The following is a 26,705-nucleotide window of genomic DNA, read 5'->3' as shown; positions in this document are numbered from 1 at the left end:
GGATCAGCGTGAACGCCGCCACGATGGACGCCGTCAGCTGCTCGTCCAGGAAGACCGCGCCCGCCGCCACCGCGACCGCCGGATTGACGTAGGTGAAGACCGTCGCCCTGGTCGGGCCCGCCTCCTTGATCAGCTCCAGGAAGGCCACGAAGGCGATCGCCGTGCAGACGACTCCCAGGGCCGCCAGCGCGGCCAGGACCGAGGGGGAGGGCATGGCCGACGGCCAGGTCATCGCCGCCGCCGGGGCATAGACCAGCGCCGCCAGGGCCAGGCAGGGGGCGATGAGCTGGAGGGTCGGGACGTTCTTCAGATGGCGGGCCGCTATCAGGGGCGCCGTCGCGTAGCCCACCACCGTCACCAGTACCTCGGCCAGCGACTTCGCGTCGCCGCCCGTCAGGTGCGGGACCGTGAGGACCCCTACGCCGGCCAGGCCCAGGCCGAGTCCGGTCACCCGCCTCACCCCCAGCTTCTCCGTCTCGCCGAAGAAGCGGGCCAGGGCCACGCCCACGATCGGGACGCCGGCGATCAGCAGGCCCGCCGTAGAGCTGGAGAGGTGGCGTTCCGCGTCGGTCAGGGTCCACCAAGGGCCGATGATCTCGATGCACGCGAAGGCCAGCATCGGGCGCCAGTGGGTCCGCACGATGCCGGGCAGGCCGCCCTGGCGTATCGCGAAGGGGAGCAGGAGTGCGGCGCCCAGCGCGCAGCGCGTGAACACCACCATGGACGGGGACACGGCGTCCACCGCCACCTTGATCATCAGGTAGGGGACGCCCCAGATCACTCCCATCAGGGAGAACAGGAACCAGCCGCGTGCAGTCATGCGGCGAGTCTCGGCCGCCTCACCTCGCCGTGTCTTGAACGCTGTTGCGGTACGCCGCGGGGGTCACCCCCAGGACCCGGCGGAACCAGCGGGTGAGGTGCGCCTGGTCGGCGAAGCCGACGAGTCCGGCGACCTCGGCGGGGCGCAGGCCGGACTCCAGAAGACCACGGGCCCTGGCGACCCGGTGCTGGGCGAGCCAGGCGTACGGCGGTACGCCCATGGTCGTGCGGAAGGCGCGCAGGAGCTGGTAGCGGGACAGGCCGAGGTCGGTGGCGAGGGCGGCCAGGGAGGGAGGGTCCAGCAGTTCGTCGGCGAGGCGGTCGCGTACGGCCCTGGCGATGAGGCCGGCGCCGGGCAGTGTGTCGTCGCTCGCGCGGGCCGTGGAGTGGCGGCGGGCCAGCGCCGTGAGCAGCCAGGGCAGCCGGGACTCGGCCTCCAGGGGGTCGGGGCAGTTGCTGATGTCCGTGTGGGCGCGGCGGAGGGCGGCGGCCAGGTCCGGGTCGTGGAGGACGGCGTCCCGGAAGTGCGGGAGGCTACCGGGGGTGCGGTCGGTGCCGTCGGTGAGGAGGGACGGCTCGGCGTAGAAGGCCTGGTAGGCGTACCCGTCGGAGGCGGCCGGGCCACCGGTGTGCATCTCGCCCGGTTCCAGGACGACGATCGAGCCGGGGGAGGAGTGGATCCGCCCGCCCCGGTAGGCGATGACCTCCGAGCCGCCGACCGTGACGCCGATGGTGAACTCGGTGTGCGCGTGCGGCGCGTAGACGTGCTGTTCGAAGTGGGCGGTGAGGAGGTCGAGGGACGGGCCGCAGCGGCCCAGCCGTGCCCTGGTCCATCTGGCCTGCTCGCGTGTGCGTTCCTGTGCGGTCACCCCGTCCCCCCACCACAGGGGATCAGAGGAAGTGGGTGGTGTCCAGGTCGAAGGCGAAGGGTTCCGGGAGAGTGAGCGGTCTACCGAAGGCCGCGGTGCAGAGCCGGCGGTAGTCGTTCTCCTCCGGCTCGGTGAACAGGGTGGTCGAGGAGGCGTCGCGGTCGACGAGCAGGTAGAAGGGGATACCACCGCGGGCGTAGCAACGGCGTTTGGCCACGCGGTCGATATCCGACCTGGTGAATGTCACCTCCAGCACCATGGTGACTCCCTCACAGGCCATCCAAGAGGGCGCCCCTCGGAAGAGCCGTTGTGCGCGGGCGACGATCGTGCCATCAGGGATTACGTGGTCCTGAGGATGGCCATGCGCGTGCCCCAGCTTCAGGCCCTTGTTCCCTGAGAACTGAATGTCGAACTCAGAGCGCCGGTAGAGCTGGCCCACGATCCGGCTGATGCAGTGCTCATGATGCCCGTCAGGCAGCGGCGTAAGAACGAACTCGCCCTCGACAAGCTCCGCCCGGAAGCCCTCCGGGGTGTCCAGTTCGACGAACCAGTCCAGCAGCAGTTTCTGCGTGTACGGATCCTGCGCCATAGCGATGATGCTCCCCTCCGACGATCACTGACCAGACTGGGACACGGCGCGAATCACGGCCGTGGGGTGGGGAGCCGTTCACTCGATGGTGTCGCTTGACCTTGCCGCAACGTCAACGTCTTCACTGGTCCCATGCGGATCGGAGAACTCGCCGTCGCCGTGGGCGTCACCACGCGGGCCGTGCGGCACTATCACCAGCTGGGCCTGCTGCCCGAACCGGAGCGGCGGGCGAACGGGTATCGGGAGTACGGCCTGCGGCACGCTGTCGTGCTGGCGCGGATCCGGCGGCTGACCGAGCTGGGGCTCGGGCTCGCCGAGGTGCGGGATGTGCTGGCGGACGAGGCCGGGAAGGACCTGGTCGAGGTGCTGACCGAGCTGGACGAGGATCTGGCGCGGCAGGAGGAGGCCATCCGGGAGCGGCGGGGGCGGTTGCGGATCCTGCTGGAGGCGGAGGGTGGGTTGCCGGTTGAAGGGCCGGTGTCGCCCGAGCTGGCCGCGCTGTTCGCCGGGTCGGCGCAGTTGTCGGACTCGCCCATGGCCGCCAAGGACCGCGAGATCATGGCCTTCCTGGAGACGGCCATGCCGGACGAGGCACGGGAGCAGCTCGTGTCGTCGTTGGGTGAGGCCCTGGGGAATCCCGAGGCCGTGGCGCGGGCCAACGAGACGTACGCGCTGCTCGACGCGCTCGCCGAGGCGGAGCCGGACGATCCGCGTGTCGCCGAGGCCGCCCGGGCCCTGGCCGACTGCATTCCCCCGGGGCTGTTCCCGGAGGTCGGGGATCTCGACCACGACGACAGTGTCCTGCGCGCCTTCTACGCCGACCTGGCCCCGGCCCAGGCGGAGGCGATCCGCCGGACGCTGCACCTTCTCACCGAGGAGCGACGATGAGGATCCCTTGGCTGCTGGTCCGGCCTGAGGTGTGGGCGCTGGCACGTCTCGTCACCGAGGAGCGCCGATGAGGATCCCGTGGCTGCTGGTCCGGCACGAAATACGCGTGCTCGTGAGTCTCGTGCTGTGGGTGGCGCGGCGTACGCAGGGGGCCGGGGGTGGTGGTCAGGCGTTCGGGTACGCGCGCGGCCAGGGCGCGATGATGTTCGGGTTCGCCTTCGTGTGTGTCGTCGAGACCGTGGCGTTGTCCGTGCTGCTGCGGGACTGGCCTACCGTGCACGCCGTCTTCCTCTTCCTGGACGTGTACGGCGTCGTCTTCGTCGTCGGGCTGCACGCCTCGTCCGTCGTACGTCCGCACGTACTGGATCCGGTCGGCGGTGAGCTGCGGATCCGGCGGTACGTGCATGTCGATCTGCGTGTGCCGCTGGAGCGGATCGCCTCGGTGCGGCGCGAGCTGCGGATGACGCACGAGCGGGCCGACGGCGAGCTCGATGTCGAGGTGGGCGCCCAGACGACCGTCACGATCGAGCTGACGGAACCCGTCACCCATCTCAGCTTCTTCGGGCGCCGGCGCCCGGTCCGTGTCGTCCGCTTCCACGCCGACGACGCCGACGGCCTCGTCCGCGCCCTCGGCCGGGCTCGAGTCTGAGGTCGAGTCTGAGGTCGACGCGGGTCCCCGTACGCTGTCGGCGGAGTTCGATCGAAGGAGTACGCGTGCTTGTCCTGCTGCCGCCGTCCGAAGGCAAGGCCTCCTCCGGCCGCGGTGCCCCGCTGAAGACGGAGTCGCTGTCGTTGCCGGGGCTGACCGACGCCCGGGAGGCCGTCCTCGCCGAGCTGGTCGAGCTGTGCGCCGGCGACGAGGAGAAGGCGCGCGAGGTGCTCGGGCTCAGCGAGGGGCTGCGGGGCGAGGTCGCGAAGAACGCGGAGCTGCGGACGGCGGGAGCGCGGCCGGCCGGGGAGATCTACACCGGCGTGCTCTACGACGCCCTCGGCCTGGCGACCCTGGACGCCTCCGCCAAGCGGCGGGCGGCGCGCTCGCTGCTCGTGTTCTCCGGGTTGTGGGGTGCCGTGCGGGTGACGGACCGGATTCCGTCGTACCGGTGCTCGATGGGGGTGAGGCTGCCGGGGCTCGGGGCGCTGGGCGCGCACTGGCGTACGCCGATGGCGTCGGTGCTTCCCGAGGCGGCCGGGGACGGGCTGGTGCTGGATCTGCGGTCCGCCGCGTACGCCGCCGCCTGGAAGCCGAAGGGCGAGGTCGCCGGGCGCACGGCGTCGGTACGGGTGCTGCACGCACCGACGCGGAAGGTGGTCAGCCACTTCAACAAGGCGACCAAGGGGCGGATCGTGCGCGGCCTGCTGACCGCCGGGGCCGATCCGAAGGGCCCGGCCGAGCTGGTCACGGCCTTGCGGGATCTCGGGTACGTCGTGGAGGCCGAGGCGCCGGCCAAGGCGGGGCAGGCGTGGGCGCTGGATGTGCTGGTGGACGAGGTTCACTGACCCAGCCGACAGCGCTTGTTGCAGCATGCGCAATGAGCTTTGCGCATGTTGCCGGGTCGGCGGCAGGATACCGCCATGGTCTCTCCCCTGCCCGCCTCCGTGCTGGACCTCGCGCCCGTCATCCCTGTTGTCGTCATCGAGGACGCGAGCGACGCCGTACCGCTGGCGCGGGCGCTGGTGGCCGGCGGGCTGCCCGCGATCGAGGTGACGTTGCGGACGCCCGCGGCGCTGGAGGCGATCCGGGAGATCGCGGGGCAGGTGCCGGGGGCGCTGGTCGGTGCCGGGACGGTGATCAGCCCCGGGCAGGTCGAGGAGTCGGTGGCCGCGGGCGCCCGGTTCCTGGTCAGCCCTGGCTGGACGGACCTGCTGCTGGACGCGATGCGGGCGTCCGGGGTGCCGTTCCTGCCGGGGGTGTCGACCACGTCGGAGGTCGTGGCGCTGCTGGAACGCGAGGTGCGGGAGATGAAGTTCTTCCCGGCCGAGGCCGCGGGCGGTACGGCGTATCTCAAGTCGCTCGCCGGGCCGCTGCCGCAGGCCCGCTTCTGCCCGACGGGCGGGATCGGTCCGGCCTCCGCGCCGGACTATCTGGCGCTGCCCAACGTCGGCTGCGTGGGCGGGAGTTGGATGCTCCCGCAGGACGCGGTGGCGACCCACGACTGGGGCCGTGTCGAGGCGCTGGCCCGTGCGGCGGCGGGGCTCAGCGCAGGTGGGACGTGTCGTTGAGGAGGCGGACGCTGGCGTTGCCGTCCGCGTAGTACGCCACGACCGACAGGGACGCGGCCGAGAGTTCCATGCGGAACAGGGACTCCGGCGGGGCGCCGAGGGCGAGCCGGACGAGCGTCTTGATCGGGGTCACGTGCGTGACGAGCAGGACCGTGCGGCCCGCGTACGCCGCGACCAGCCTGTCGCGCGCGGCGGCGAGCCGGGTGCCCGTCGCCGCGAAGCTCTCTCCGCCGCCGGTGGGTTCGACGTCCGGGGAGGCCAGCCAGGCGTTCAGGTCGTCGGGGTGGCGCTCGCGCACCTCGGCGAAGGTGAGTCCCTCCCAGGCGCCGAAGTCGGTCTCGCGCAGCCCGTCTTCGATGCTCACGTCGAGCCCGAGCCGGTCGGCGACGATACCGGCGGTCTCGCGGGTGCGGGCGAGGGGCGATGACACGATCGCCTGGATGGTGCCGCGCCGGGCCAGCATCGCGGCGGCCCGCTCGGCCTGCTCCCGCCCGGCGTCGGAGAGGGAGGGGTCGGTGCCGCCGCTGCCCGAGAAGCGCTTCTGCGGGGTGAGGGGGGTCTCGCCGTGGCGCAGGAGCACGAAGGTGGCGGGGGCACCCATGTCGGCGGGGGCCCAGCCGGGCGTGGCAACGGCCTTGGCGGCACGGGTGTCGGCGCCGGCCTTGACCGAGCGTGCGTCGGCGCCGGCACGGACGTGGGGTGGATCGGCGTCGGCCTGGGCGGCACGAATGTCCGCATCACCCCCGGCCACTGCGGCTTCGCCGCCGTCCTGCCCCGTCGTTCCACCGGCGACAGAAAGCCCGACGGAAGACCCGGCATCGGACCCCGCCCCGTCAGACGTGTCCAGCTCAGCGGTCGAGGTCGACTCCGACCACTGTTCTCCCCTGGCCCCCGCGTCCATCGCCTCGTTGGCCAGCCGGTCCGCGTGCTTGTTCTGCTCTCTCGGCATCCACTCGTACGTCACCCGCCCCGGCGGGAACACCCGTGCCGACTCTGCCGCCAGCGGCTTCATGTCGGGGTGCTTGATCTTCCAGCGGCCCGACATCTGCTCGATGACGAGCTTGGAGTCCATCCGGACGTGGACCGTCGCGGCCGGGTCCAGTTCATGGGCGGCGCGCAGGCCGGCGAGGAGGCCCCGGTACTCGGCGACGTTGTTCGTGGCGACGCCGATGTACTCGGCCACCTCCCGCAGGGTCTCCCCCGTCGCCGCGTCGCTCACCACGGCCCCGTAGCCCGCGGGCCCCGGGTTGCCCCGCGACCCGCCGTCGGCCTCGACGATGAACTCCCGCACGGCCACCGCCCCTGTCACCTCTTACAGACCCGACTACAGACCCGACTCGGACGTGCGCACCAGGATGCGCCGGCAGTTCTCGCAGCGGATCACCGTGTCGGGCGCCGCCTTGCGGATCTCGGCCAGCTCCGTGAGGGCCAGCTCCTGCCGGCAGCCCTGGCAGCTGCGCGCGTACAGCTTCGCCGCGCCGACGCCGCCCTGCTGCTCGCGCAGCTTGTCGTAGAGCTTGAGCAGATCGGCGGGGACCGAAGCGGCGACGACCTCGCGCTCCTTGGCCGCCGTGGCGGCCTCGCCGTCGAGCTGCTCGAAGGCGGCGTCCCGGCGCGCGGTCGCGTCGTCGATCTTCGACTGGACGGAGGAGACCCGCTCGGTCAGCTCGGCCGTCCGCTCCTGCGCGGACTCACGGCGCTCCATGACCTCCAGCACGACGTCCTCCAGATCGCCCTGCCGCTTGGCGAGGGAGGCGATCTCACGCTGGAGGTTCTCCAGGTCCTTGGGGGAGGTGACGGCACCGGAGTCCAGGCGCTGCTGGTCGCGGGTGGCGCGCTGGCGCACCTGGTCCACGTCCTGCTCGGCCTTGGTCTGCTCGCGGGCGGTGTCGCTCTCCTCGGTCTGCGCGGCCACGAGCAGGTCGCGCAGCTGGATGTGGTCCTTGGCGAGCGACTCGATCTCGGCGTGCTCGGGCAGCGACTTCCGCTTGTGCGCGAGCTGCTGGAGGCGGACGTCGAGGTCCTGGACGTCGAGGAGTCGGATCTGGTCGGCGGGCTCGGCGTTCAGTTCGGGGCTCCCAGGGGGTCAGAAGTGGTGGCGGCCGCGTGCGCGGTCCAGGGGTCGGTGACCGTCTTCGAGACGTGGACGCGCAGGTCCCATCCGTGCCGGTCGGAGATCTCGTCGAGCTGGCTCGCGGCCAGCTCGCACCAGGGCCATTCGGTGGCCCAGTGCGCCGCGTCGAGCAGCGCGAGAGGGCTGTGGGCGGCGATGGCCTCGGACACCGGGTGGTGGCGCAGGTCCGCCGTGAGGAAGGCGTCGACACCCGCCGCGTGTACGTGGTCGAAGAGGCTGTCGCCGGAGCCGCCGCTGACGGCGACCGTGCGCAGCAGCGCCTCGGGGTCGCCGGCGACCCGGATGCCCTGCGCGGTGGCGGGCAGCCGCTCGGCGGCGCGGGCGGCGAACTCGCGGACGGTCAGCGGGGGGTCCAGCGCGCAGACGCGGCCCAGGCCCCGGCGGCCCTCGGGGTCGGTGGGGTCCGGGACGAGCGGTCCGGTGACGCGCAGGTCCAGGGCGCCCGCGAGGGCGTCGGAGACGCCCGGGTCGGCGGTGTCGGCGTTGGTGTGGGCGACGTGCAGCGCGATGTCGTTCTTGATGAGGGTGTGGACGACACGGCCCTTGAAGTGGGTGGCCGCGACGGTCGTCGTGCCGCGCAGATAGAGCGGGTGGTGGGTGACGAGCAGGTCGGCGCCCAGCTTCACCGCCTCGTCGACGATCTCCTGGACCGGGTCGACGGCGAACAGGACCCGGCTGACCTCCTGGTCCGGGTCGCCCACGACGGTGCCGACCGCGTCCCAGGACTCGGCCCGCTCGGCGGGCCACAGGTTCTCGAGCGCGGCGATGACTTCAGACAGACGGGGCACGGGAGCAAGGCTACCCGCCTGATCTGTGGCGTTGAACCGCCACCGCCACCGCCCCGGCCACTACCCCGGCCGCCGCCCCGGCCACCGCCCCGGCCACCGTCACCACCCCCGTCGGCCACCTGTCACCCCGCCGAGCACAAATGCACCCTTTTCCTCAGGCGAATCGTTCCTGGAACACCCTTATGCGTGAAGCCGGTGCGTGCTGACTCCCCGCCTGTGCGTGCGAAAACTACGTTCGTCACTGGAGGTGACCGAACGATGACTGCCTGTGCGATCGAGCCTTCGGCGGGACACGAGGACGGGGACGGGGCGGGGCCCGCGGGCTGCGCGCTCTCCGCGGACGGTGCCTACGCCGCGCGTCTGGCGGCGGCCGGCGACTCCTGGTTCCCGGAGCGCTGGACCCTGGACGGCCCCGAGCCGTACGCGGTGCCGCTGCCCCGCAACCAGCCGGAGGAGCCGGGCACCGAGGTGCAGCCGATGGCCGACGGGCGGGTCCTCATCCACCGTCGGGTGGCCGGGCGGCACGCCTTCTCGCTGCTGTATCCGACCGGGCCCGGCACCGGCGAGGTGCCCCTGGGCGCGGTGGAGTGCCCGGACGTGGCCGCCCGGCTGCGGCTGCTGCCGCCCGCCCCCGGCGGCGAACGGGCGTATGCCCTGGCGGTCGGCCGGCGCTCGACGGCGGTGTGGCTGGTGGCGGGCGGCCCCTTCGGGCCCGAGCAGCTGGCCGAGGTGCCGGGCCGCTGCTCGGGCGGGGTCTGGCTGGACCCGGCCGGGCGGCTGCTGGCCCTGGACCGGGAGAGCGGCGGGCGCACCAAGACCGTCGTGGTGGACCTGGAGCGCGGCGGCGAGGTGTCGCCCCTGCTGCAGATCGCCGCCGACAGCGACGACCGGCTGCTGCTCGCCGATCACGACAGCGGGCTGCTGATCGTCCGCTCGGACGCACCCTCGCCGGGCCAGGACCGGCTGGGCTGGGGCGTCCTGGGCAGCACCCTGCCGGTGCGCTTCCCGGAGTGCCTGCGGCTGCGGGACTGCGCGGTCACGCCGTTCGCGATCCAGCCGGGGCAGGTGCTGACACCGGAGAGCTGCGCGGTGGCGCTGCGCGTGGACGGGCCGGCGGGCAGCTGGGTCGCCGTGTGGCGGCCGGCCGAGCGGCGGGTGCACCATCTCCCGGCGCCCGAGGGGTGGCTGGCGGGCACCGGACTGTGGACGCCGGACGGGGTGCTGCGGCTGCCGTACGTGACGGAGGTCGTGCCGTGCGGCGTGGCGCAGGTGAGCCCGCCCGCGGCGGTGGCGGTCCCGGAACCCGGCGCCGCGCCGCCGCCCTGCCCGCAGCCGGGCAGGGAACCGGGTCAGGGGGCAGGGCGGGAGACGGGGCGGGAGGCGGACACGCGGACCGCCGGGACGACCGCCGGGACGACCGCCGGGATGACCGCCGCACCGGGGCACCCCCCGGAACCGGAACGGGCGGCGGAACCGGCGCCCCCGACCCCCTCCACCCCGCGTCCGGTGCCGCTGCAGCAGGCGCCGTTGGGAAGGCTTGTAACGAACTAGTGCCGGTTGGCGTGGCCGCCTGGATCCCGGGTGCGGGGTGCCGGTTAGACTCACCCGGCTGTAAAAAGATCATGTTGACGGGGTGAATTCCATCCGATGAGCGACGCCAGCACGAACCAGCTGCACGCTGACGACGTCCAGGGAACCTCCGCCGGCCACGGCCGGCACCGTGGTGAGGTCTCCACGCACGACGGCGAGACGGCTCCGCGCGGTCGCCACCGCAAGCCGGTGGCGGAGACCGAGCAGACCGAGACGGCGGCCTGACGGAACGTCGGTGCCCGAACAGCGAACGGCCCCATCCCTTGTATGACGGGCGGGGCCGTTCGGCGTTCCTCAGCCGCGTTTCAGTCCCAGCACCTCCGCCGCCGCGAAGGTCTCCCCCGCCGGCCGGTCCGCGTAGTACGGCCCGAGGGCGGCCTCCAGTTCGTCGTACGTGAAGGTGTCCTGCTTGCTGTCGAACTTGGCGGCGACCCGGGGCCGTTCGACGACGGCGACCATCCCGCCGTGCACCACGAGGAGCTGCCCGTTCACCCGGGCGGCCGCGGGCGAGGCCAGATAGCCGACGAGCGGGGCGACATGCTCGGGGGCGAGCGGGTCGAGGCCGTCGCCGGAAGCGCGCTCGACGCCCGCGAAGACGTCCTCGGTCATCCGGGTGCGGGCGCGGGGGCAGATCGCGTTGGCCGTCACGCCGTACTTGCCGAGGGCGAGGGCCGTGGAGGTGGTGAGGCCGACGATCCCGCCCTTGGCCGCCGCGTAGTTGGGCTGCCCGGCGGAACCGGCGAGGAACGCCTCCGAGGAGGTGTTCACGATCCGCCCGAACACCGGCTCCCCGGCCCGCTTGGACCGCTCCCGCCAGTGGGCGGCGGCGAACCGGGTGGTGTTGAAGTGCCCCTTGAGGTGCACCCGGAGCACGGCGTCCCACTCCTCCTCGGCCATCGAGAACACCATGCGGTCGCGCAGGATGCCCGCGTTGTTGACGAGGATGTCGAGCCTGCCGTACGCGGCGACGGCCGACTCGACCAGTTCGCCCGCCTGCCGGAAGTCGGAGACGTCACCGGTGTGCGCGAGGGCGGCCCCGCCCGCCGCCCGGATCTCGGCGGCGACCTCCTCGGCGGGCCCGGTGGACGCCTCGCCGCTGCCGTCGCGGCCCGCCTGCCCGTAGTCGTTGACGACCACGGCGGCGCCGAGCCGGGCGAGTTCCAGCGCCTCGGCCCGGCCGAGCCCGCGGCCCGCGCCCGTGACGACGGCGGACAGTCCCTGGAGAGGCAGCGGCATGGTGGGCGTCCTCACATCTCGATGCACGTACGCAGGGCGGTCCCGGTCCGCATCTGGTCCAGGGCCTCGTTGACGTCGGCGAACGGGACCCGGTGGGTGATCAGGCCCGCCAGGTCGACCCGGCCCGCGCGCCACAGGGCGATGGTGCGTTCGTAGGAGCGCAGGACGTCTCCGCCGCCGTACATGGACGGCAGGACGCGCTTCTCGTCGAAGAACAGCTCGAACATGTTGAGCTGGAGGAAGTCGTCCATGGCGCCCGCGCCGACCACGACGAGGGTGCCGCCGCGCCGGGTGGTGTCGTACGCGGTCCGTGCCGTGGCCGACTTGCCGACGACCTCGAAGACGTAGTCGAAGCCCTCGCCGGCGGTGACCCGCTGTTTGACGTCGGGGAGTTCGTCCGGGGAGACGGCCCTGGTGGCGCCGAACCTGAGCGCGCTCTCCCGGCGTGAGGCGACGGGGTCGACGGCGACGATCTCGGCGGCGCCCCGCAGCCGGGCGCCCTGGATCACGGAGATGCCGACGCCCCCGCAGCCGATGACCGCGACCGACGAACCGGCCTCCACGTCCGCGGTGTTGAGCGCGGCGCCCAGCCCGGTCGTCACGCCGCAGCCGATGAGGGCGGCGATGTCGAAGGGCACGTCGTCGGGTATCGGCACCGCGCAGCCGGCGTCGACGACGACCTCCTCGGTGAAGGTGCCGGTGCCGGCGAAACCGAAGACGTCTCCGCCGGGGCGCTTGAAGTTGGGCGTGCCGGCGTTCATGAACCCGGCGAGGCACAGTTCGGTCTGGCCGCGCTTGCAGGCGGGACAGGCGCCGCAGGCGGGCAGCCAGCACACGACGACCCGGTCACCGGCCTTCAAGTGGCCGACGCCCTCGCCGACTTCGAGGATCTCCCCCGCCCCCTCGTGCCCGGGCACGAACGGCGCGGGCTGCGGCAGCACCCCGCTCATCGCGGACAGGTCCGAGTGGCACAGCCCTGTGGCGCGCACCCTGATCCGCACCTTGCCGGGTCCGAACCCCACCGCCTCGACGTCGTCGAGGACCTCCAGTTTGTCCTGGCCGATCTCGTGCAGTACGGCTGCGCGCATGGTGCGGGCTCCCCTCGTACGGCGTGCGTTCAAGGACTCGAAGGACTCAGGCGTGTTCGACGATGGTGTCGGCGAGGACGGGCTCGTCGTCCCTCCCCCGCTCTCGGCTTCGCTCGAGCGGGGGGCCGCCCATCGCGGCGCTGACGGCGACCCTGGTGGACTCGGGCGTGTGCCACATACGGATCCGCAGCGTCTCCCCCGGGTACACGACCCCGGCGAACCGGGTGGCATAGGCGCGTACCCGGGTCACGTCCCCGTCGAGGAGTGTGTCGACGACGGCCTTGAGCGTGATGCCGTAGGTGCACAGCCCGTGCAGGATGGGCCGCTCGAACCCGGCGACCTTGGCGAACTCGGGGTCGGCGTGCAGGGGGTTCCAGTCGCCGGAGAGGCGGTAGAGGAGGGCCTGGTCCTCGCGGACGTGCCGCTCGACGACCCGGTCCGGCTCACCGGCGGGCGGATCGAGCCGGGCGGAGGGGCCGCGGTCGCCGCCCCAGCCGCCCTCGCCGCGGACGAAGATCTGGGCGTCGTTGGTCCACAACGGGCCGTCGGTGTCCCCGACTTCGGTACGCAGCACGAGGACGGCCGCCTTGCCCTTGTCGTACACGGCGGCGATCCGGTTGGTCGCGGTGGCGGTGCCCGTCGCCGGGAGGGGCCGGTGGAGGACGAGGCTCTGGCCGCCGTGCAGGACGCGGGCGAGGTCGACCTCGATGCCGGGCATGGACAGCCCGCCGGTCACCCCGGGCTTTCCGCCGCCCGCGACGGTGGCGAAGCTCGGCAGGACGTGCAGCCGGGACTCCAGGGTGTAGCGCAGCTCGTCGGGGTCGGTGGCGGGGGTGCCCGCGCCGATGCCGAGGTGGTAGAGCTGCACGTCCTTGTGGTCCCAGGTGATCTCGCCGGTCCGGGGTTCGGCGGCGAGCGCCTTGGCTGCGTCGATGGGCATGGGGCTCCTGATCGCCGTGGGAAGGGCCTCGGCATCGCCGTGGAAGAGACCTCGGCACGGCCGTCCGCACCGTCGGCCGCACCGAGGCCGTCTGGGACCGAACTGGAACGCGTTCCAGTCCTGCGACCTCTGTATAGCCCAGGCCCGCAGAGTTGTGAAGCCTCCTGACGTCGTGTCAGATACCGAGGTTCCGGGAGGCTGGACACCGGTGACATGTGTCCTGCCGGACTCCGTACAACCGCCCCTGCCGCCGGGGACGGCGGATCCGTAGCGTCACTGCCATGGCCCCACGCGGACGCGGCGGGGCGAACCGATCGAGGGCGGGGGCAGCGGGACATGTCCTGGACACGCGAGGTCAGGTGCCACGTCGAGGCGACCCGGTCGGCCGTCCGGCAGGCCAGGGAACACCGGCGCCACCACGCCACGAACACCGAGAACCCCGGCCCGCCGCCCAGCGGTTTCACGCTGCTGCCGTGGCTGCTGATGGGGATGGGCGCGTTCCAAGGACGGCCCCGTGGAGGAACTGGCCGCCGCCATCCGCCGCGTCCTGGCCGGCGAGACCGTGGTCGACCCCACCCTCGCCACCGCCGCACTCAGCGCCGGCCCCAACCCCCTGACCAGCCGCGAGAGCGACACCCTCAAGGCCTCCGCGGACGGCGCGACCGTCGCCGACATCGCCGCCCGACTCCATCTCTCGGAGTCCACCGTCCGCAACCACCTCTCCTCCGCCATCGGCAAGACAGGCACCCGCAACCGCATGGAGGCCCTACGCGAGGCCCGCAGCCAGGGCTGGCTGTGAGCCCCGCGCCCCCACCCGGCGGAACAGCGCCGTCCACAGAAAGCCCTCCCCGAAGCACCCCGACTCCTCCGGCTCGTCCCGCATCCGCCGCAGTTCGACCTCGGTGAGCCCCGAGAAGATCCCCCGCACCGACTCGGCCGTGTACGCGAGCCCGCCCCGCAGTCCGCCCGCCTCCCGGTAGAAATCCGCGTCGGACAGCTCCGACCCCATCCCCCCGGCACCGGCGGCGAAGCACGTGAGGCCGAACAGACCCCCGGGAGCCAGGACCTTCTCCAGCAGCGCCAGATAGCTGATCCGCCGGTGCGGAGGCAGATGGTGGAAGCAGCCGGAGTCGTAGACGAGGTCGTACGGCCCGGTGAGTTCCGTACCGGCGAGCGTGAACGCGTCACCGCAGTGGAACCGGACGCCCTCCGCCCCCGCCTCTCGGGCCCGCTCCCCGGCCCAGTCGACGGCTGCCGGAGCCAGGTCGACCGCGTCGACCGAGAACCCTTGGGCCGCCAGATACAGCGCGTTACGCCCGGGCCCGCACCCGAGGTCCAGCGCACGCCCGCCGCTGATCAACCCCCGTTCCACCCAGCTCACCAGACTCTCGTCCGGCTTGGCCACGAAGAACGGCACCGGCCGGGAACGGTCGGCGTAGAACCCGTCCCACCAGTCGGCACCCCGGCCCGTCCACCGATCGGCGTCGAGTGCGAACAGCCCGTCGAGCAGGGCGAGTACATCGTCGACGGTGCGTATGTTCCGGTCCATCCGGCCCCCTTCCGCATTCGCCAATCGTACGCCGGGATCCATCAAAACCCCAGGTCAGAGCAGGTTTTCGGGCATCTGCGAAACGCCGTCCACGGCTCCCAGGGCCACCGGGACACACCCCGCCGACGCACCACTTCACCCCCAGACCGATACACCGGCGGCACCCCGTCCAGGGGCCTCAACGCCCCCACCCGGGACAACGCGACCCGCGCTGATTCCCACCGCCGGGCAGGCGGCTGGCGGCAGGCGTCTGGCGGCCGGCATCTGGTGGCCCTACCGCCGCCGCGGCATCCTCGGCAGCCAGACCCACATCAACAGCACCCCCGCGACCAGCACCCCGGTCCCCACCCGGAAGGCCAGCGCGTAGCCCTCCGTCAGCGCCGCCGGCGTTCCGCTGCCCGCCGTCCGGGCCGCCGCGAGGGTGGAGAGGACGGCCAGGCCCAGGGAACCGCCCATCGTTCGGGAGGTGTTGACGAGGCCGGAGACCAGGCCGGCCTCGCCGGGGGACGCGCCGGAGGTGGCCAGGGAGGCGAGCGGTGTCGACGCGAGGCCCGCGCCGAGCATCATGAGGACGCCGGGGACGAGGATCGCGGTCGCGTAGGAGCCCTCGGCGGTCATCCGGGACTGCCAGGCGAATCCGGCCACGGCGACCAGCGTGCCCAGCACCGCCACGGTGCGCGGGCCGGCCGCCCGCATCAGCCGGGGCGCGAGCTTGGAGCCGAGGACGACGGCCAGGGAGCTGGGGACCAGGGCCAGTCCGGCCTCCAGGGGCGTGTAGCCCAGGACGTTCTGCGCGTACAGGGTCATGAAGAACCACATGCAGAACATCGCGAAGCCGCACAGGAACATCGAGACGTTCGCCGACGCCACCGACCGCAGGCGCAGCAGCCCGAGCGGCATCAACGGGCTCGCGGTGCGGGCCTCGACCGCGAGGAACAGGGCGACCAGCGCGAGCCCGGCGAGCAGCGGCAGCAGCGTGGCCGCCGCCGTCCAGCCCTCCGCCTCCGTCTGGGAGATGCCGTAGGCGAGCGTGCCGAGCCCGGTCGTCACGAGCAGCGCGCCCGGCAGGTCGAGCCGCCGCCTGTCCCCGGCCCGGCCCTCGACGAGGAACCAGGCGGCGGCGCAGAGCAGCGCGGCCCCCACGGGCACGTTGATCAGCAGCACCCACCGCCAGGACAGCGTCTCCACCAGGAGCCCGCCGGCCAGACCGCCGGCCGCGCCGCCACCGCCTCCGACCGCCGTCCAGGTCCCTATGGCCCGGGCCCGGGCCGCGCCCTCCGGCACCGACGACGTGAGGATGGTCAGCGTCGAGGGCGCCAGCACCGCCGCGCCCAGCCCCTGCACGGCCCGTGCGACCAGCAACTGCCAGTCGTCCTGCGCCAGTCCGCCCGCCAGCGAGGCCAGGGTGAACACACCGAGCCCGACGAGGAACATCCGCTTGCGGCCGTAGAGGTCTCCGGCCCGCCCGCCGAGCAGCATGAACCCGGCGAAGGCGATGGTGTAGGCGTTCACCACCCACTGCAGGCCCTGCTCGCTCAGCCCGAGCCCGGTCCGCATCGAGGGCAGCGCCACGTTGACGACGGACACGTCCAGCACGACGAGAAACTGCCCGGCACAGGTGAGCGCCACCACAAGCCAGGTGGGCGGCGCGGTACGGCGCGGAGTACGGGTCCTTTCGGCGGTTTCGAGCATGGGTGTCATGCTCTCAACCATCCACGCTCCTGACATCGGGATTTCGGCCTAGGGCTTGCGGCCACGGACCTAGGCCCCTCTCCCAAGAGAAGGTCAAGAATTCGTTAGAGTGCCAAAGCAACGGAATAGTTGCCTGCACATACGAGTTCAGGCACCACGTAACCCCGTCCCCCGTGGCTCCGCACACCTTCCCGGCCTGGAGGCCCCCCTCAATGACGCAGACGACGACAGACCGTCCCGCCGGCAGAGCGAGCGGGTCCGTGGTCCCGGTGCTCGCCTTCGCGGGCATCGTTGTCGCGGTGATGCAGACCCTGCTCGTCCCGGTCATCAAGGATCTGCCGCAACTGCTGGACACCGACCCCGGCAACGCGACCTGGGTCCTGACCTCGACCCTTCTCTCGGGTGCCGTGGCCACCCCGATCATGGGCCGCCTCGGCGACCTGTTCGGCAAGCGGCGCATGCTGATCCTCAGCCTCGCCGTCATGGTGGCCGGCGCGCTGCTCAGCGCGCTCACCAGCGATCTGCTGCTCATGATCACCGGCCGTACGCTCCAGGGCTTCGCGATGGGCGCGATCCCGCTCGGCATCGGCCTGATGCGCGACATGCTGCCCCGGGAACGCCTCGGCTCGGCGATGGCCTTGATGAGCTCCTCCATAGGCGTCGGCGGCGGCCTCGCCCTGCCCGCCGCCGCCCTGGTCGCCCAGCACGCCGACTGGCACGCCCTGTTCTACGGCGCCGCCGGCCTCGGTGTGCTCTCCATCGTCCTGACCCTCCTCGTCGTACCGGAGTCCCCGATGCGCGCCGAGGGCTCCTTCGACCTGCTGGGCGCGCTCGGTCTGTCCGCCGGTCTCGTGCTGTTCCTGCTGCCGATCACCAAGGGCAGCGACTGGGGCTGGACCTCCGGCACCACGCTCGGCCTGTTCGCCGCCGCCGTGGTCGTGCTGCTCCTGTGGGGCGTGATGGAACTGCGCGTCAAGGCCCCTCTGGTGGACCTGCGCACCACGGCCCGCCCGGCCGTCCTCTTCACCAACCTCGCCTCGATCATGGTCGGCGTCTCCTTCTACGTCGTCTCCCTGGTCCTGCCGCAGCTGCTCCAGCTGCCGAAGTCCACCGGCTACGGCCTCGGGCAGTCGATGGTCGTCGCGGGTCTGCTCGTCGCGCCGCTCGGCCTGACGATGATGTTCACGGCGCCCGTCTACGCCCGGCTGTCCGCGAAGTACGGCCCCAAGGTCACCCTGATCCTCGGCCTGCTGATCATCGCGATCGGCTACGGCGCCGGTCTCGGCCTGATGAGCGCCGCCTGGCAGAGCCTGGTCATCTCGGTGCTGCTGGGCGCGGGCATCGGCCTCGCCTACTCCTCGCTGCCCGCGCTGATCGTGGGTGCGGTCCCGGCCTCGGAGACGGGTGCGGCGAACGGCCTCAACACCCTGATGCGTTCCATCGGCACGTCGGTGTCGAGCGCCGTGATCGGCATGGTGCTGGCCAACACCGCGAACCACGTCGGCGGGGTCGCGATCCCGACCATGCACGGCTTCCGGGTCTCCTTCCTGATCGCGACCGCCGCGGTCGCCGTGGGCCTGGTCCTGGCCCTCTTCCTGCCGGGCCGCCGCCCGGCCGCCCACTCGCAGCTGCGGGCCAGCAGCGAGGAGGACGCCAACCTGGAGCACGCCGAAGCGGTGCTGCGCGGCTTCAGCGGCCGGGTCCTGGACGCGGACGGCGCCCCGGTCGCCCGTGCCAAGGTCACGCTGATCGACCGGCGGGGCCGCCAGGCCGGCGCGACCCTCTCCGCCGAGGACGGCAGCTACGCGCTCACGGTCCCCTCCCAGGGCTCCTACGTCGTGGCCGCCCGGGCCCCGGGCCACGCCCCGCTCGCCTCGTCCGCGACCCACACGGGCGACGACCGCCCGGTCGGCCTGGACCTGCCGCTGCCGGGCGCGACGGTCTCCGCCTGACCCGCCCCGCCGCTCCCTTACTCACCGGTACCCCCTGTCGCCCGTCGGCAGGGGGTACGGCAGCATGGCGCCCACACCGTCGTACGACCGGAAGGAACCCCATGCCCGCGGCCCCGAAGCCCGAGATCCTGGCCGCGTTCGAGGCGGCGAAGGGGTTCATGCCCGTGGACGAGGGGCTGGCCCTGTACGCGGCGGCGGTGGAGGCCGGGCGGCTGGGGCTGCCGCTGCTGGAGGTCGGGACGTACTGCGGCCGGTCCACGGTCCTGCTCGCCGACGCGGCCCGCGAGGCCGGGGCCGTCGCGCTGACCGTCGACCACCACCGCGGCAGCGAGGAACAGCAGCCGGGCTGGGAGTACCACGACCCCGAGACGGTCGACCCCGAGCTCGGCCTGATGGACACGCTGCCCACGTTCCGGCGCACCCTGCGCAAGGCCGGCCTGGAGGACCACGTCGTCGCCCTGGTCGGCCGTTCCCCGCAGATCGCGGCGATCTGGGGCACACCCGTGGGGCTGGTCTTCATCGACGGCGGCCACACCGACGAGCACGCCAACGCCGACTACGAGGGATGGGCCCCGCACGTGGCCGACGGCGGCCTGCTCGTCATCCACGACGTCTTCCCGGACCCCCAGGACGAGTTCACCGGCCAGGCCCCGTACCGCGTCTACCTCCGCGCCCTCGCCTCCGGCGCGTTCACGGAGGTCTCGGCGACGAACTCGCTGCGCGTGCTCCGGCGCACGGGGCCGGGCATCTGAGAGCGAGCACCGACGGCGGTCGGCCGGGTGCCTGCGCCGACCGACAACCGGCGGCAGTGGCGGGATCGAACGACAGCGCCGGCGGGCGTCGGGTGTCCGCGACGGCCGGGGAACCGGGCGCCGGGCGTCTGTGGAGCTCGACGGCTGGGCGGCCGGCCGGGTGAACCGTGCCCCCCGTGCCCTCTCCCGGTCGGCCCACGGGCGGCGTGGCGAGTCGGTGGGCGGCGGCCGCTGCCCGAGTATCCGGCCGCGTGGCACACACCTTCGCAGAGCTCGTGGAGAAGCAGCGCGCGGCGGACGCGGCACACGCCCGTATGCGGAAACTGCGGGACGCCTATGGTCCGCCCACCCAGACGAAGTGGAGCGACCAGCAGACCACGACGTGGGAGACCGCCTGGCGCGCCTGGCGCGACCTCGCCCGGGACGTCCAGGCGGCGCTGACCGCGTACGCGAGGCAGGAGGACACACCCCGCCAGAAGATCGAGGCGGAGGTGAAGGAGGCGGTACAGCGCGAGGACCCCGACGGGAACGAGAGGTAGCCGCCACCCGCCCGGCCGTGCTCGGCCCGCGGACGGCTCGGGACGGCCGCTAGGGTGAGGGACGTGTCGTACGTAGGCCCGGACTTCGAACCTCCCCAGCCCCGCCGCTCCCGCCGCGGCCCCCTGACCGTCGCGCTCGCCGCGCTGGTGCCGGGGGCGCTGCTCGGCTGGCTGGTGTACGAGACCGTGGGCGGCTCGGGGGACGGGGGCGGCTCGGGTCAGGCGACCGTACGGTCCTCCCCGCCCGCCGCGTCGAGCCCGCCCGCCGACGACGCCACCGACGACGGCAAGAAGCCGGGCGCCGACCCCACGCCCACCGCGTCCTCGACCTCCGCGCCCGCCGCCTCCGGCCCGCTCAAGGGCAAGGTCGTCGTCATCGACCCCGGGCACAACCCGGACAACTTCCAGCACCCGTCCGAGATCAACCGCAAGGTGAACATCGGGACGAACTGGAAGGAGTGCGACACCACGGGTACGTCCACCAACGACGGTTACACAGAGGCCGAGTTCACCCTGGACGTCGCGCACCGGATGCGCACGCTCCTCGAAGAGCAGGGCGCCACGGTGAAGCTGACGCAGGACGGCGACCGGCCGTACGGCCCGTGCGTGGGCGAGCGGGCCCGGATCGGCAACGAGGCGAAGGCCGACGCCGTGGTCTCGATCCACGCGGACGGCTCGGGCACCGGCAACCGCGGCTTCCACGTCATCCTGCCCGGCGCGGTCCACGCGGGTTCCGCCGACACCCGCGCGATCGTCGCCCCCTCCCGCGACCTCGGCGAGCGCGTCGCCGGCCGCTTCGTGGCCGTCACCGGCAGCGCGCCGTCCAACTACATCGGCGACGGCTCCGGTCTCGTCACGCGTAAGGACCTTGGCGGTCTCAATCTGTCAACGGTTCCGAAGGTGTTCATCGAGTGCGGCAACATGCGCGATAGCAAGGACGCGGCATCACTGACCAGTGGCGCGTGGAGGCAGAAAGCGGCGCAAGGGATCTCTGAGGGAATCGTGAGTTTCCTGCACGGGTAGCTCTCGACGGGCGGATCCCGGCGGACACCCTGACAGGGCGGACGATAGTGTCTCCCTACGATGAGGGGCCACCCCCGCGCTTCACACAGGGGCCTGACGGCGACATGGTGACAGCGACGCCTCTACCGACGATGAGACGACCTACGAAGGACCTGAAGTGAATATCCGCTCCCTCACTCGAGGCGATGGCGTGGTGCTCGGAGCAGCGGTGTTGCTCTTCATCGCGTCGTTCCTCGACCTGTACTCGTTCGACAATGTCCCCGACAGCGTCGACCTCCCCATGCTGTGGGGCAGCGGCCCGGTCGTGTTCAGCGTCGTGCTGGCCGGAGTCATCGGCGCCGCACTCGTCGTCGTGGCCCGGGGCCTGCCGCAGGTCCCGAAGGTCGCCGGGCTCGACCTCGGCCAGTTCGGCGCCGCTTTCACGGTGTTCGCTGCGTGGAGCGCGCTCGGCAACATCGTCGACGTGCCGGGTGGCTTCGACAACATCGGTGACAACGCGAGCGAAGGCGCCCCGAGCCCCGGCATCGGCCTGATCCTCGCCCTCGTCGCGACCCTGCTCATGGCCGGCGCCGCGATCGCCACCCCCCTCGTCCCGGCCCTCAAGGGCGCCCTCCTCCCGGCGCCCCGCCCGGCCGCCCCGCAGCCCTACGGCGCCCAGCCCCCCGGTGGCTACGGCTACCCGGGCGCCCAGCAGCCCGGCGGCTACGGTCACCCGCAGCCCGGGCAGCCGGGGCAGCCCGGTCAGCCCCAGCCGGGGCAGCCGTTCGGCGGCCAGCCCCAGCCGCAGCAGGCACAGGCGCCGCAGGCCCCGGCCGGGGACTTCTCGCCGTTCTGGTTCGCGGTGCCGGTGCCGCGCCCGCTGTTCGCCGAGGACGGTTCGCCGACGCCGATCGCCGAACTCGCGCCGGGTACCTGGTACCTGGCCGTCGAGCAGCGCGGCCCGGCCCTGGTCGCGCAGACGCAGGACGGCCGCCGCGGCGTCCTTCAGGACACGTCGGGCATCCAGCGCGGCTGAGCCCACGCCTCCTTCACGGCCCCTCGCCCTTCCGGGCGGGGGGCCGTTGCCGTACAGTCGTCGCCCCAGTCGGCTGACGCACCGTCAGGAGGCAGGTATGCGGCTCGGTCTCGCACTCGGCTACTGGGGCCGCGGCCCCTCCCCCGACCACATACCGCTCGCGCGGGAGGCCGAACGGCTGGGCTACGACTCCGTGTGGACGGCGGAGTCCTGGGGCTCGGACGCGTTCACGCCGCTCGCCTGGATCGCCGCCCACACCTCCACCATCAAGCTGGGCACGGCGGTTGCCCAGATGGCGGCCCGCCCGCCGACCACCACCGCCATGCAGGCGCTCACCCTCGACCATCTCTCCGGCGGGCGCATGATGCTGGGCCTCGGACTGTCCGGCCCGCAGGTGGTGGAGGGCTGGTACGGCCGTCCGTTCCCCGCGTCGCCGCTCACCGCCACCCGCGAGTACGTCGACGTCGTACGGCAGGTGCTCCGCCGCGAGGCCCCGGTCGAACTGTCCGGCCGCTTCCACTCCCACCCGTACCGGGGCCCGGACACCACGGGTCTGGGCAAGCCCCTCAAGCCGATCACGCATCCGCTCCGCGCCGACCTGCCGATCCTGCTCGGGGCGGAGGGCCCGAAGAACGTCGCCCAGACGGCCCGGATCGCCGACGGCTGGCTGCCGCTGTACTGGTCGCCGACCCGGCCGGAGGTGTACGGTCCGGCCCTGGCCGACCTGCCCGAGGGTTTCCTGGTGGCACCGATGGCGCAGGCCCGGGTCTGCGACGACGTCGCCGAGGGACTGCTGCCCGTCAAGATGATGCTCGGCTTCTACATCGGCGGCATGGGACACGCGGCCCGCAACTTCCACGCCGACCTGATGGCCCGCATGGGCTACGAGGAAGACGCCCGCCGCATCCAGGACTTGTTCCTCTCCGGCCGCCGGGACGAGGCCGTGCTCGCCGTCCCCGACGCCTTCGCCGACGAGATCTCCCTGGTCGGCCCGCGCGAACGGATCGCGGAGCGACTGGAGTCGTGGCGCAAGGGTCCGGTGACGGACCTGCTGGTGCTCAGCCCCGACCGCCACACGCTGCGCGTACTCGCCGAGTTGAACGCCTGAGCGAATCCCCGGGTTTCATCCAGAGTTCAAGGGCAATACGGAGGACATGTCCCCTCGATATCGCAACGGTGCGAATCAGGCCGGCACGATCGTCGCGGTCGTGGCCGACATCATGGCTCTCATCCTGGGTCTGTGGATCCTGATGTACCTGCTGGACGCCAACCAGGCGAACAGCTTCGTCCAGTTCATCCACGACGCGGCCCGCTGGCTGGCCGGCTGGTCCCACGACCTCTTCACCTTCGACGAGGCCTGGGCCCGAGTGGTCTGCGGCTACGGCTTGGCAGCGGTGGTCTACCTGTTCGTGGGCCACGCGATCGCCAACAGGGCCCATCGTCACTGACTCTCTTGGGGGCGCGGGGAACTGCGCGACAAGCCACACACATCCCGCGCCCGCAAAACCGGCGAACCCCCCGAGTTCCTAGGCGCAGCAGTCCGAGTCCAGCCCACTGGGCAACTCATCCCCACCGAACACCTGGCACGTGGCCTCATGCCCACCCAACGCGGCCACGGCCAGCAACAACGACCCGGCCGTCCACGTGGTCAACTCCCGCGGCCAGATCGCCCCGTCCTCGAAGACATACCCCGTCCAGTACAGCCCGCTCTCCGGATCCCGCAGATGCTGGATCGACTGCAGTACCTCCAACGCCCGGTCGGACTCGCCCATCGCCCACAACGCGAGGGCGAGTTCGGCCGACTCCCCACCCGTCACCCACGGGTTGGGCACGACGCACCGCACCCCGAGCCCGGGCACCACGAACCGGTCCCAGTCCTCCTCGATACGGGCCTTGGCCTCGGCCCCGGTCAGCGCACCGCCCAGCACCGGGTAGTACCAGTCCATCGAGTACCGGTTCTTGTCGAGGAACCGCTCCGGATGCCGGCGTATCGCATGCCGCAACGCACCGGCCGCCAACTCCCAGTCCGGCTGCGCCTCTTCCCGCTGCTCGGCGATGGCCAGCGCGCACCGCAACGCGTGGTGGATCGAGGAGCTGCCCGTCAGCAGCGCGTCCGCCGTGTCCGTGCCGTCGTCGTCGCGCCGCCAGCCGATCTGTCCGCCCGGCTGCTGCAGGTGCAGCACGAACTCGACCGCCGCGTAGACCGCCGGCCACATCCGTTCCAGGAACGTGTCGTCGCCGGTGGAGAGGTAGTGGTGCCAGACGCCCACGGCGATGTAGGCGACGAAGTTGGTCTCCCGGCCTCGGTCGGTGACGTCGCCGGACTCCCCGTCGGCGTAGGCCGCGTACCAGGAGCCGTCCTCGTTCTGGTGCCGGGCCAGCCACAGGTAGGCCCGCTCGGCGGCCTCGTGCTCGCCTGCCGTGTCGAGGGCCATGGCAGCCTCGACGTGGTCCCACGGGTCGAGGTGGTGCCCCCGGAACCACGGGATCGCACCGTCCTCGCGCTGCACGGCGAGGATGCCGGCGACGGTCGCGGCGGCCTGCCCCGCGGTGAGGACCCCGGGCAGGACCAGATGTTCCGTCCGGGGAGTGGTCACTGGGCGTCCGCCCCGGTGCCGGAGAGACGCGGCAGGTGCGGCTTGGTCGCGTATGCCACGAAGCTCTTGCCGATCAGCGGATTCAGCGCCTGCTCGGCGACCCGGGTGGCCAGCGGCTTCTTCATGATGTCCCAGACGAGGAGCTTGTGGTACGCCCGCACCGGCAGCGCCTTGTCGTTGTCGACGCCGAACGCGCACTTCAGCCACCAGTAGGGCGAGTGCAGCGCGTGGGCGTGGTGGGTGCCGTAGGGCTTGAGACCGGCCTCGCGGATTCTCGCCAGGAGTTCGTCGGCCTTGTAGATGCGGATGTGGCCGCCCTCGACCTCGTGGTAGGCGTCGGACAGGGTCCAGCAGACCTTCTCGGGGCCGTACCGCGGGACCGTGATGGCGATGCGCCCGCCGGGCTTCAGCACCCGCACCATCTCCGCGAGGACGCCCTTGTCGTCCGGGATGTGCTCCATCACCTCGGAGATGATGACGACGTCGAAGGACTCGTCGGGGAAGGGCAGCGCCAGGGCGTCGCCCTCCATGGCCGTGGCGGTGGCGCCGTCGGGGGCCTCGCCGGCCTCCTTCATCGCCGCGAACCACTTGGCGACCTCGCGGATCTCCTCGCCGTTCTGGTCCAGCGCCACGACCTGAGCGCCACGCCGGTAACACTCGAACGCGTGCCGGCCGGCACCGCAGCCGAGGTCCAGGACGCGGTCGCCCGGCGCGAGCGGGAACCGGGAGAAGTCGACGGTCAGCACGTGGCCCTGCTTTCGGAGTTGACGCCTTCTACATCTGTGGGAGCCGCGGAGTCGGCACCCTCGGGAGCCGCGGAGCCCGCACCGGCCGGGGCGGCGGACGCGGTGCCTGCCGATGCCGCGTCGCCTCCGGACGGGGCCGGGGAACCAGCGGTCGCCGAAGCGGCGGAGCCGGCACCCGCCGAACCGGTCGGCCCGGCTGCCGCCGAGACCGCGGAGCGGGCGGAAGCCGGCGGCGCGGACCGCTCACCGCTCGCCACGGAACCGGCGGGAACCCCCGGGGCGGGCCGCGCACCACTCGCCGTGGAACCACCGGAAGCCCCCGGCCCAAAGCGTCCTGTCTCGCGACCGGCCCGGTCGATCGCCTCGCGGTACCTGGCCACCGTGCCCTCCGCCGCCCTGGCCCAGGTGAAGTGCCGCAGCACCCGTTCACGCCCGGCCGCTCCGAGCCGCGCACGCAACTCCGCGTCGCCCAGCAGCCGGCTCAGCCCGGCGGCCAGCGCGCCCGCGTCCCCCGGGGGCACCGCCAGGCAGGTCTCCCCGTCACGGCCCGCGACCTCGGGTATGGCGCCGCCGGTCGTGGCGAGCAGGGGCGTGCCCGTCGCCATGGCCTCCGCGGCCGGCAGCGAGAAGCCCTCGTACAGCGAGGGCACGCACGCGACCTGTGCCGAGCGCACCAGGTCGACGAGTTCCGCGTCGGAGATGCCCTTGACGAAGTCGACGGCGCCGGCGAGGTCGTACCGCTCCATCGCCTGGGCGACGGGCCCCTCCGTGGGCCGCTTGCCGACGACGACGAGGTGTGCGCCGGGGTGTTCCGTGCGCACCTTGGCGAGCGCCTCGACGAGATGGACCAGGCCCTTCAGCGGCACGTCCGCGCTGGACGTCGTCACGATCCGGCCCGGCACCACAGGCACCGAGGGATCCGGCGAGAAAAGGTCGGTGTCGGCGCCGATGTGGACCACGTGGATCCGGTCCTGGCGTACACCGAGGTGGTCGACGATCTCCTGGCGGGACGTGCCGGAGACGGTGAGCACGGAGGGGAGCCGGCGGGCGACGCGCTTCTGCATACGGGTGAAGGCGTACCAGCGGCGCACCGACAGGCGCCGCTTCCAGCCGTCCGCCGCGTCCAGCTCCAACCGCCGGTCGACGGTGATGGGGTGGTGGATCGTGGTCACCAGGGGCGCGCCCACGTCTCCCAGCAGCCCGTACCCGAGCGTCTGGTTGTCGTGGACGACGTCGAACTCGCCGCGGCGGGCCAGCAGATGGCGGCGGGCGCGCAGCGAGAACGTCAGAGGCTCGGGGAAGCCGCCGGTCCACATGGTCGCCACTTCGAGCGCGTCGATCCAGTCGCGGTACTCGTCGCGCTTGGGCGTGCGGAAAGGATCCGGCTGGCGGTAGAGGTCGAGGCTGGGCAGCTCGGTGAGGCTCTGGCCGTCGTGGCCCTCGTCGAGGACGGGGTAGGGCTGGGCACCGATGACCTCGACACGGTGGCCGAGGCGGGACAGTTCGCGCGAGAGGTGCCGGACGTAGACGCCCTGGCCGCCGCAGAACGGGTTCCCTTTATAGGTGAGGAGCGCTATGTGGAGCGGTCGCAAGCCGTCGGCGGCGGGGTCCTCCGAGGGCCCGGCCTCCCTGGCCTCAGCGGTCACTCTGGCCCCCTTCTCCCTGCACTGTCCCGCGAG

General features: G+C 72.5%; 26 protein-coding genes and 2 pseudogenes. 14 read left to right on the top strand and 14 right to left on the bottom strand.

Annotated features, from left to right (window positions below):
• Window positions 1–40: 40 nt before the first annotated feature.
• The 3 genes and pseudogenes from ACZ58V_RS17010 to ACZ58V_RS17000 all read right to left on the bottom strand — a co-directional run.
• Window positions 41–757 (bottom strand): annotated as a pseudogene (locus tag ACZ58V_RS17010) (DMT family transporter); the annotation flags it as partial.
• An 82-nt stretch (window positions 758–839) separates the two neighbouring features.
• On the bottom strand, window positions 840–1,688 hold the full coding sequence (locus ACZ58V_RS17005; protein WP_471290601.1) for an AraC family ligand binding domain-containing protein: 849 nt from the start codon (window positions 1,686–1,688) through the stop codon (window positions 840–842).
• A gap of 22 nt (window positions 1,689–1,710) precedes the next feature.
• Window positions 1,711–2,277, bottom strand: a complete 567-nt coding sequence (locus tag ACZ58V_RS17000) for a Uma2 family endonuclease (protein ID WP_471290600.1) — start codon at window positions 2,275–2,277, stop codon at window positions 1,711–1,713.
• A 132-nt stretch (window positions 2,278–2,409) separates the two neighbouring features.
• Between ACZ58V_RS17000 and ACZ58V_RS16995 the strand changes: the two genes are divergently transcribed.
• The 4 genes from ACZ58V_RS16995 (at window position 2,410) to ACZ58V_RS16980 (ending at window position 5,385) form a co-directional block, all read left to right on the top strand.
• Window positions 2,410–3,165: a MerR family transcriptional regulator gene (locus ACZ58V_RS16995; protein ID WP_468190932.1), complete on the top strand. Its 756-nt coding sequence runs from the start codon at window positions 2,410–2,412 to the stop codon at window positions 3,163–3,165.
• Window positions 3,166–3,232: 67 nt separating this feature from the next.
• Window positions 3,233–3,814, top strand: coding sequence for a hypothetical protein (locus ACZ58V_RS16990; RefSeq protein ID WP_471290599.1), 582 nt, complete (start codon window positions 3,233–3,235; stop codon window positions 3,812–3,814).
• Between the two features lie 65 nt (window positions 3,815–3,879).
• Window positions 3,880–4,662: a peroxide stress protein YaaA gene (gene yaaA / locus ACZ58V_RS16985; protein ID WP_468190937.1), complete on the top strand. Its 783-nt coding sequence runs from the start codon at window positions 3,880–3,882 to the stop codon at window positions 4,660–4,662.
• A 75-nt stretch (window positions 4,663–4,737) separates the two neighbouring features.
• Entirely contained in the window at window positions 4,738–5,385 is a 648-nt protein-coding gene (locus tag ACZ58V_RS16980; protein WP_471290598.1) for a bifunctional 4-hydroxy-2-oxoglutarate aldolase/2-dehydro-3-deoxy-phosphogluconate aldolase, read from the top strand.
• Here ACZ58V_RS16980 and ACZ58V_RS16975 read toward each other — a convergent pair.
• Genes ACZ58V_RS16975 through ACZ58V_RS16965 form a run of 3 tightly spaced genes read right to left on the bottom strand, consistent with a single transcriptional unit; the run spans window position 5,360 to window position 8,307 of the window.
• Window positions 5,360–6,676: a bifunctional RNase H/acid phosphatase gene (locus ACZ58V_RS16975; protein ID WP_471290707.1), complete on the bottom strand. Its 1,317-nt coding sequence runs from the start codon at window positions 6,674–6,676 to the stop codon at window positions 5,360–5,362. The two genes, ACZ58V_RS16980 and ACZ58V_RS16975, sit on opposite strands and share 26 nt — an antisense overlap.
• Before the next feature lie 33 nt (window positions 6,677–6,709).
• Window positions 6,710–7,453, bottom strand: a complete 744-nt coding sequence (locus tag ACZ58V_RS16970; protein WP_189725048.1) for a zinc ribbon domain-containing protein — start codon at window positions 7,451–7,453, stop codon at window positions 6,710–6,712.
• Complete coding sequence (locus tag ACZ58V_RS16965; protein ID WP_471290597.1) at window positions 7,450–8,307, bottom strand: Nif3-like dinuclear metal center hexameric protein; 858 nt, start codon at window positions 8,305–8,307, stop codon at window positions 7,450–7,452. Before ACZ58V_RS16965 ends, ACZ58V_RS16970 begins: the two co-directional genes overlap by 4 nt.
• A gap of 258 nt (window positions 8,308–8,565) precedes the next feature.
• On the opposite strand from ACZ58V_RS16965, the gene ACZ58V_RS16960 reads away from it, so the two are divergent.
• Together ACZ58V_RS16960 and ACZ58V_RS16955 are read left to right on the top strand one after the other, a co-directional pair.
• On the top strand, window positions 8,566–9,858 hold the full coding sequence (locus ACZ58V_RS16960) for a hypothetical protein (protein ID WP_471290596.1): 1,293 nt from the start codon (window positions 8,566–8,568) through the stop codon (window positions 9,856–9,858).
• A gap of 96 nt (window positions 9,859–9,954) precedes the next feature.
• On the top strand, window positions 9,955–10,122 hold the full coding sequence (locus ACZ58V_RS16955) for a hypothetical protein (protein WP_471290595.1): 168 nt from the start codon (window positions 9,955–9,957) through the stop codon (window positions 10,120–10,122).
• Window positions 10,123–10,191: 69 nt separating this feature from the next.
• On the opposite strand, the gene ACZ58V_RS16950 is transcribed toward ACZ58V_RS16955, so the two are convergent.
• Genes ACZ58V_RS16950 through ACZ58V_RS16940 form a run of 3 tightly spaced genes read right to left on the bottom strand, consistent with a single transcriptional unit; the run spans window position 10,192 to window position 13,161 of the window.
• Complete coding sequence (locus ACZ58V_RS16950; RefSeq protein ID WP_471290594.1) at window positions 10,192–11,133, bottom strand: 3-oxoacyl-ACP reductase; 942 nt, start codon at window positions 11,131–11,133, stop codon at window positions 10,192–10,194.
• A gap of 11 nt (window positions 11,134–11,144) precedes the next feature.
• Complete coding sequence (locus tag ACZ58V_RS16945) at window positions 11,145–12,221, bottom strand: Zn-dependent alcohol dehydrogenase (protein WP_468190951.1); 1,077 nt, start codon at window positions 12,219–12,221, stop codon at window positions 11,145–11,147.
• 46 nt (window positions 12,222–12,267) lie between these two features.
• Window positions 12,268–13,161, bottom strand: coding sequence for a MaoC/PaaZ C-terminal domain-containing protein (locus ACZ58V_RS16940; protein WP_468190953.1), 894 nt, complete (start codon window positions 13,159–13,161; stop codon window positions 12,268–12,270).
• Between the two features lie 502 nt (window positions 13,162–13,663).
• Here ACZ58V_RS16940 and ACZ58V_RS16935 point away from each other — a divergent pair.
• Window positions 13,664–13,960: pseudogene (locus tag ACZ58V_RS16935) on the top strand (response regulator transcription factor); the annotation flags it as partial.
• On the opposite strand, the gene ACZ58V_RS16930 reads toward ACZ58V_RS16935, so the two are convergent.
• Window positions 13,928–14,710 (bottom strand): class I SAM-dependent methyltransferase, encoded by a 783-nt coding sequence (locus tag ACZ58V_RS16930; protein WP_471290593.1) that lies wholly within the window; start codon window positions 14,708–14,710, stop codon window positions 13,928–13,930. The pseudogene ACZ58V_RS16935 and the gene ACZ58V_RS16930 sit on opposite strands and share 33 nt — an antisense overlap.
• Before the next feature lie 273 nt (window positions 14,711–14,983).
• A complete protein-coding gene (locus ACZ58V_RS16925) occupies window positions 14,984–16,402 on the bottom strand; it encodes an MFS transporter (protein WP_471290705.1) in 1,419 nt (472 codons plus the stop codon).
• Window positions 16,403–16,614: 212 nt separating this feature from the next.
• Here ACZ58V_RS16925 and ACZ58V_RS16920 point away from each other — a divergent pair, with 212 nt between their 5' ends.
• The 7 genes from ACZ58V_RS16920 to ACZ58V_RS16890 all read left to right on the top strand — a co-directional run bounded on the left by ACZ58V_RS16920 (window position 16,615) and on the right by ACZ58V_RS16890 (window position 23,131).
• The gene (locus ACZ58V_RS16920; protein ID WP_468190958.1) at window positions 16,615–18,354 is read left to right on the top strand and encodes an MFS transporter; all 1,740 of its coding nucleotides are present in this window, start codon (window positions 16,615–16,617) and stop codon (window positions 18,352–18,354) included.
• A 101-nt stretch (window positions 18,355–18,455) separates the two neighbouring features.
• A complete protein-coding gene (locus ACZ58V_RS16915; protein WP_468190961.1) occupies window positions 18,456–19,106 on the top strand; it encodes a class I SAM-dependent methyltransferase in 651 nt (216 codons plus the stop codon).
• Window positions 19,107–19,357: 251 nt separating this feature from the next.
• Complete coding sequence (locus ACZ58V_RS16910; RefSeq protein ID WP_471290592.1) at window positions 19,358–19,645, top strand: hypothetical protein; 288 nt, start codon at window positions 19,358–19,360, stop codon at window positions 19,643–19,645.
• A 63-nt stretch (window positions 19,646–19,708) separates the two neighbouring features.
• A complete protein-coding gene (locus ACZ58V_RS16905; RefSeq protein WP_471290591.1) occupies window positions 19,709–20,668 on the top strand; it encodes an N-acetylmuramoyl-L-alanine amidase in 960 nt (319 codons plus the stop codon).
• A 157-nt stretch (window positions 20,669–20,825) separates the two neighbouring features.
• On the top strand, window positions 20,826–21,683 hold the full coding sequence (locus ACZ58V_RS16900) for a hypothetical protein (protein ID WP_468190969.1): 858 nt from the start codon (window positions 20,826–20,828) through the stop codon (window positions 21,681–21,683).
• A 97-nt stretch (window positions 21,684–21,780) separates the two neighbouring features.
• A complete protein-coding gene (locus ACZ58V_RS16895; RefSeq protein WP_471290590.1) occupies window positions 21,781–22,791 on the top strand; it encodes an LLM class F420-dependent oxidoreductase in 1,011 nt (336 codons plus the stop codon).
• 46 nt (window positions 22,792–22,837) lie between these two features.
• Window positions 22,838–23,131 (top strand): hypothetical protein, encoded by a 294-nt coding sequence (locus ACZ58V_RS16890; protein ID WP_003989869.1) that lies wholly within the window; start codon window positions 22,838–22,840, stop codon window positions 23,129–23,131.
• Window positions 23,132–23,209: 78 nt separating this feature from the next.
• On the opposite strand, the gene ACZ58V_RS16885 is transcribed toward ACZ58V_RS16890, so the two are convergent.
• From ACZ58V_RS16885 to ACZ58V_RS16875, 3 genes are read right to left on the bottom strand one after another with little or no spacing between them, the layout of a single operon-like run.
• Window positions 23,210–24,280: a prenyltransferase gene (locus tag ACZ58V_RS16885; RefSeq protein ID WP_468190975.1), complete on the bottom strand. Its 1,071-nt coding sequence runs from the start codon at window positions 24,278–24,280 to the stop codon at window positions 23,210–23,212.
• On the bottom strand, window positions 24,277–25,026 hold the full coding sequence (locus ACZ58V_RS16880; RefSeq protein ID WP_471290589.1) for a class I SAM-dependent methyltransferase: 750 nt from the start codon (window positions 25,024–25,026) through the stop codon (window positions 24,277–24,279). The genes ACZ58V_RS16885 and ACZ58V_RS16880 overlap by 4 nt, the downstream gene beginning before the upstream one ends.
• Complete coding sequence (locus tag ACZ58V_RS16875; protein WP_468190980.1) at window positions 25,020–26,672, bottom strand: glycosyltransferase family 4 protein; 1,653 nt, start codon at window positions 26,670–26,672, stop codon at window positions 25,020–25,022. The genes ACZ58V_RS16880 and ACZ58V_RS16875 overlap by 7 nt, the downstream gene beginning before the upstream one ends.
• Between the last annotated feature and the right edge of the window lie 33 nt (window positions 26,673–26,705).

The organism is Streptomyces sp. NPDC040589, from assembly GCF_055594445.1.
The sequence above is the reverse complement of the archived record's forward strand: the minus strand, read 5'-3'. Positions and strand labels throughout refer to the sequence as shown.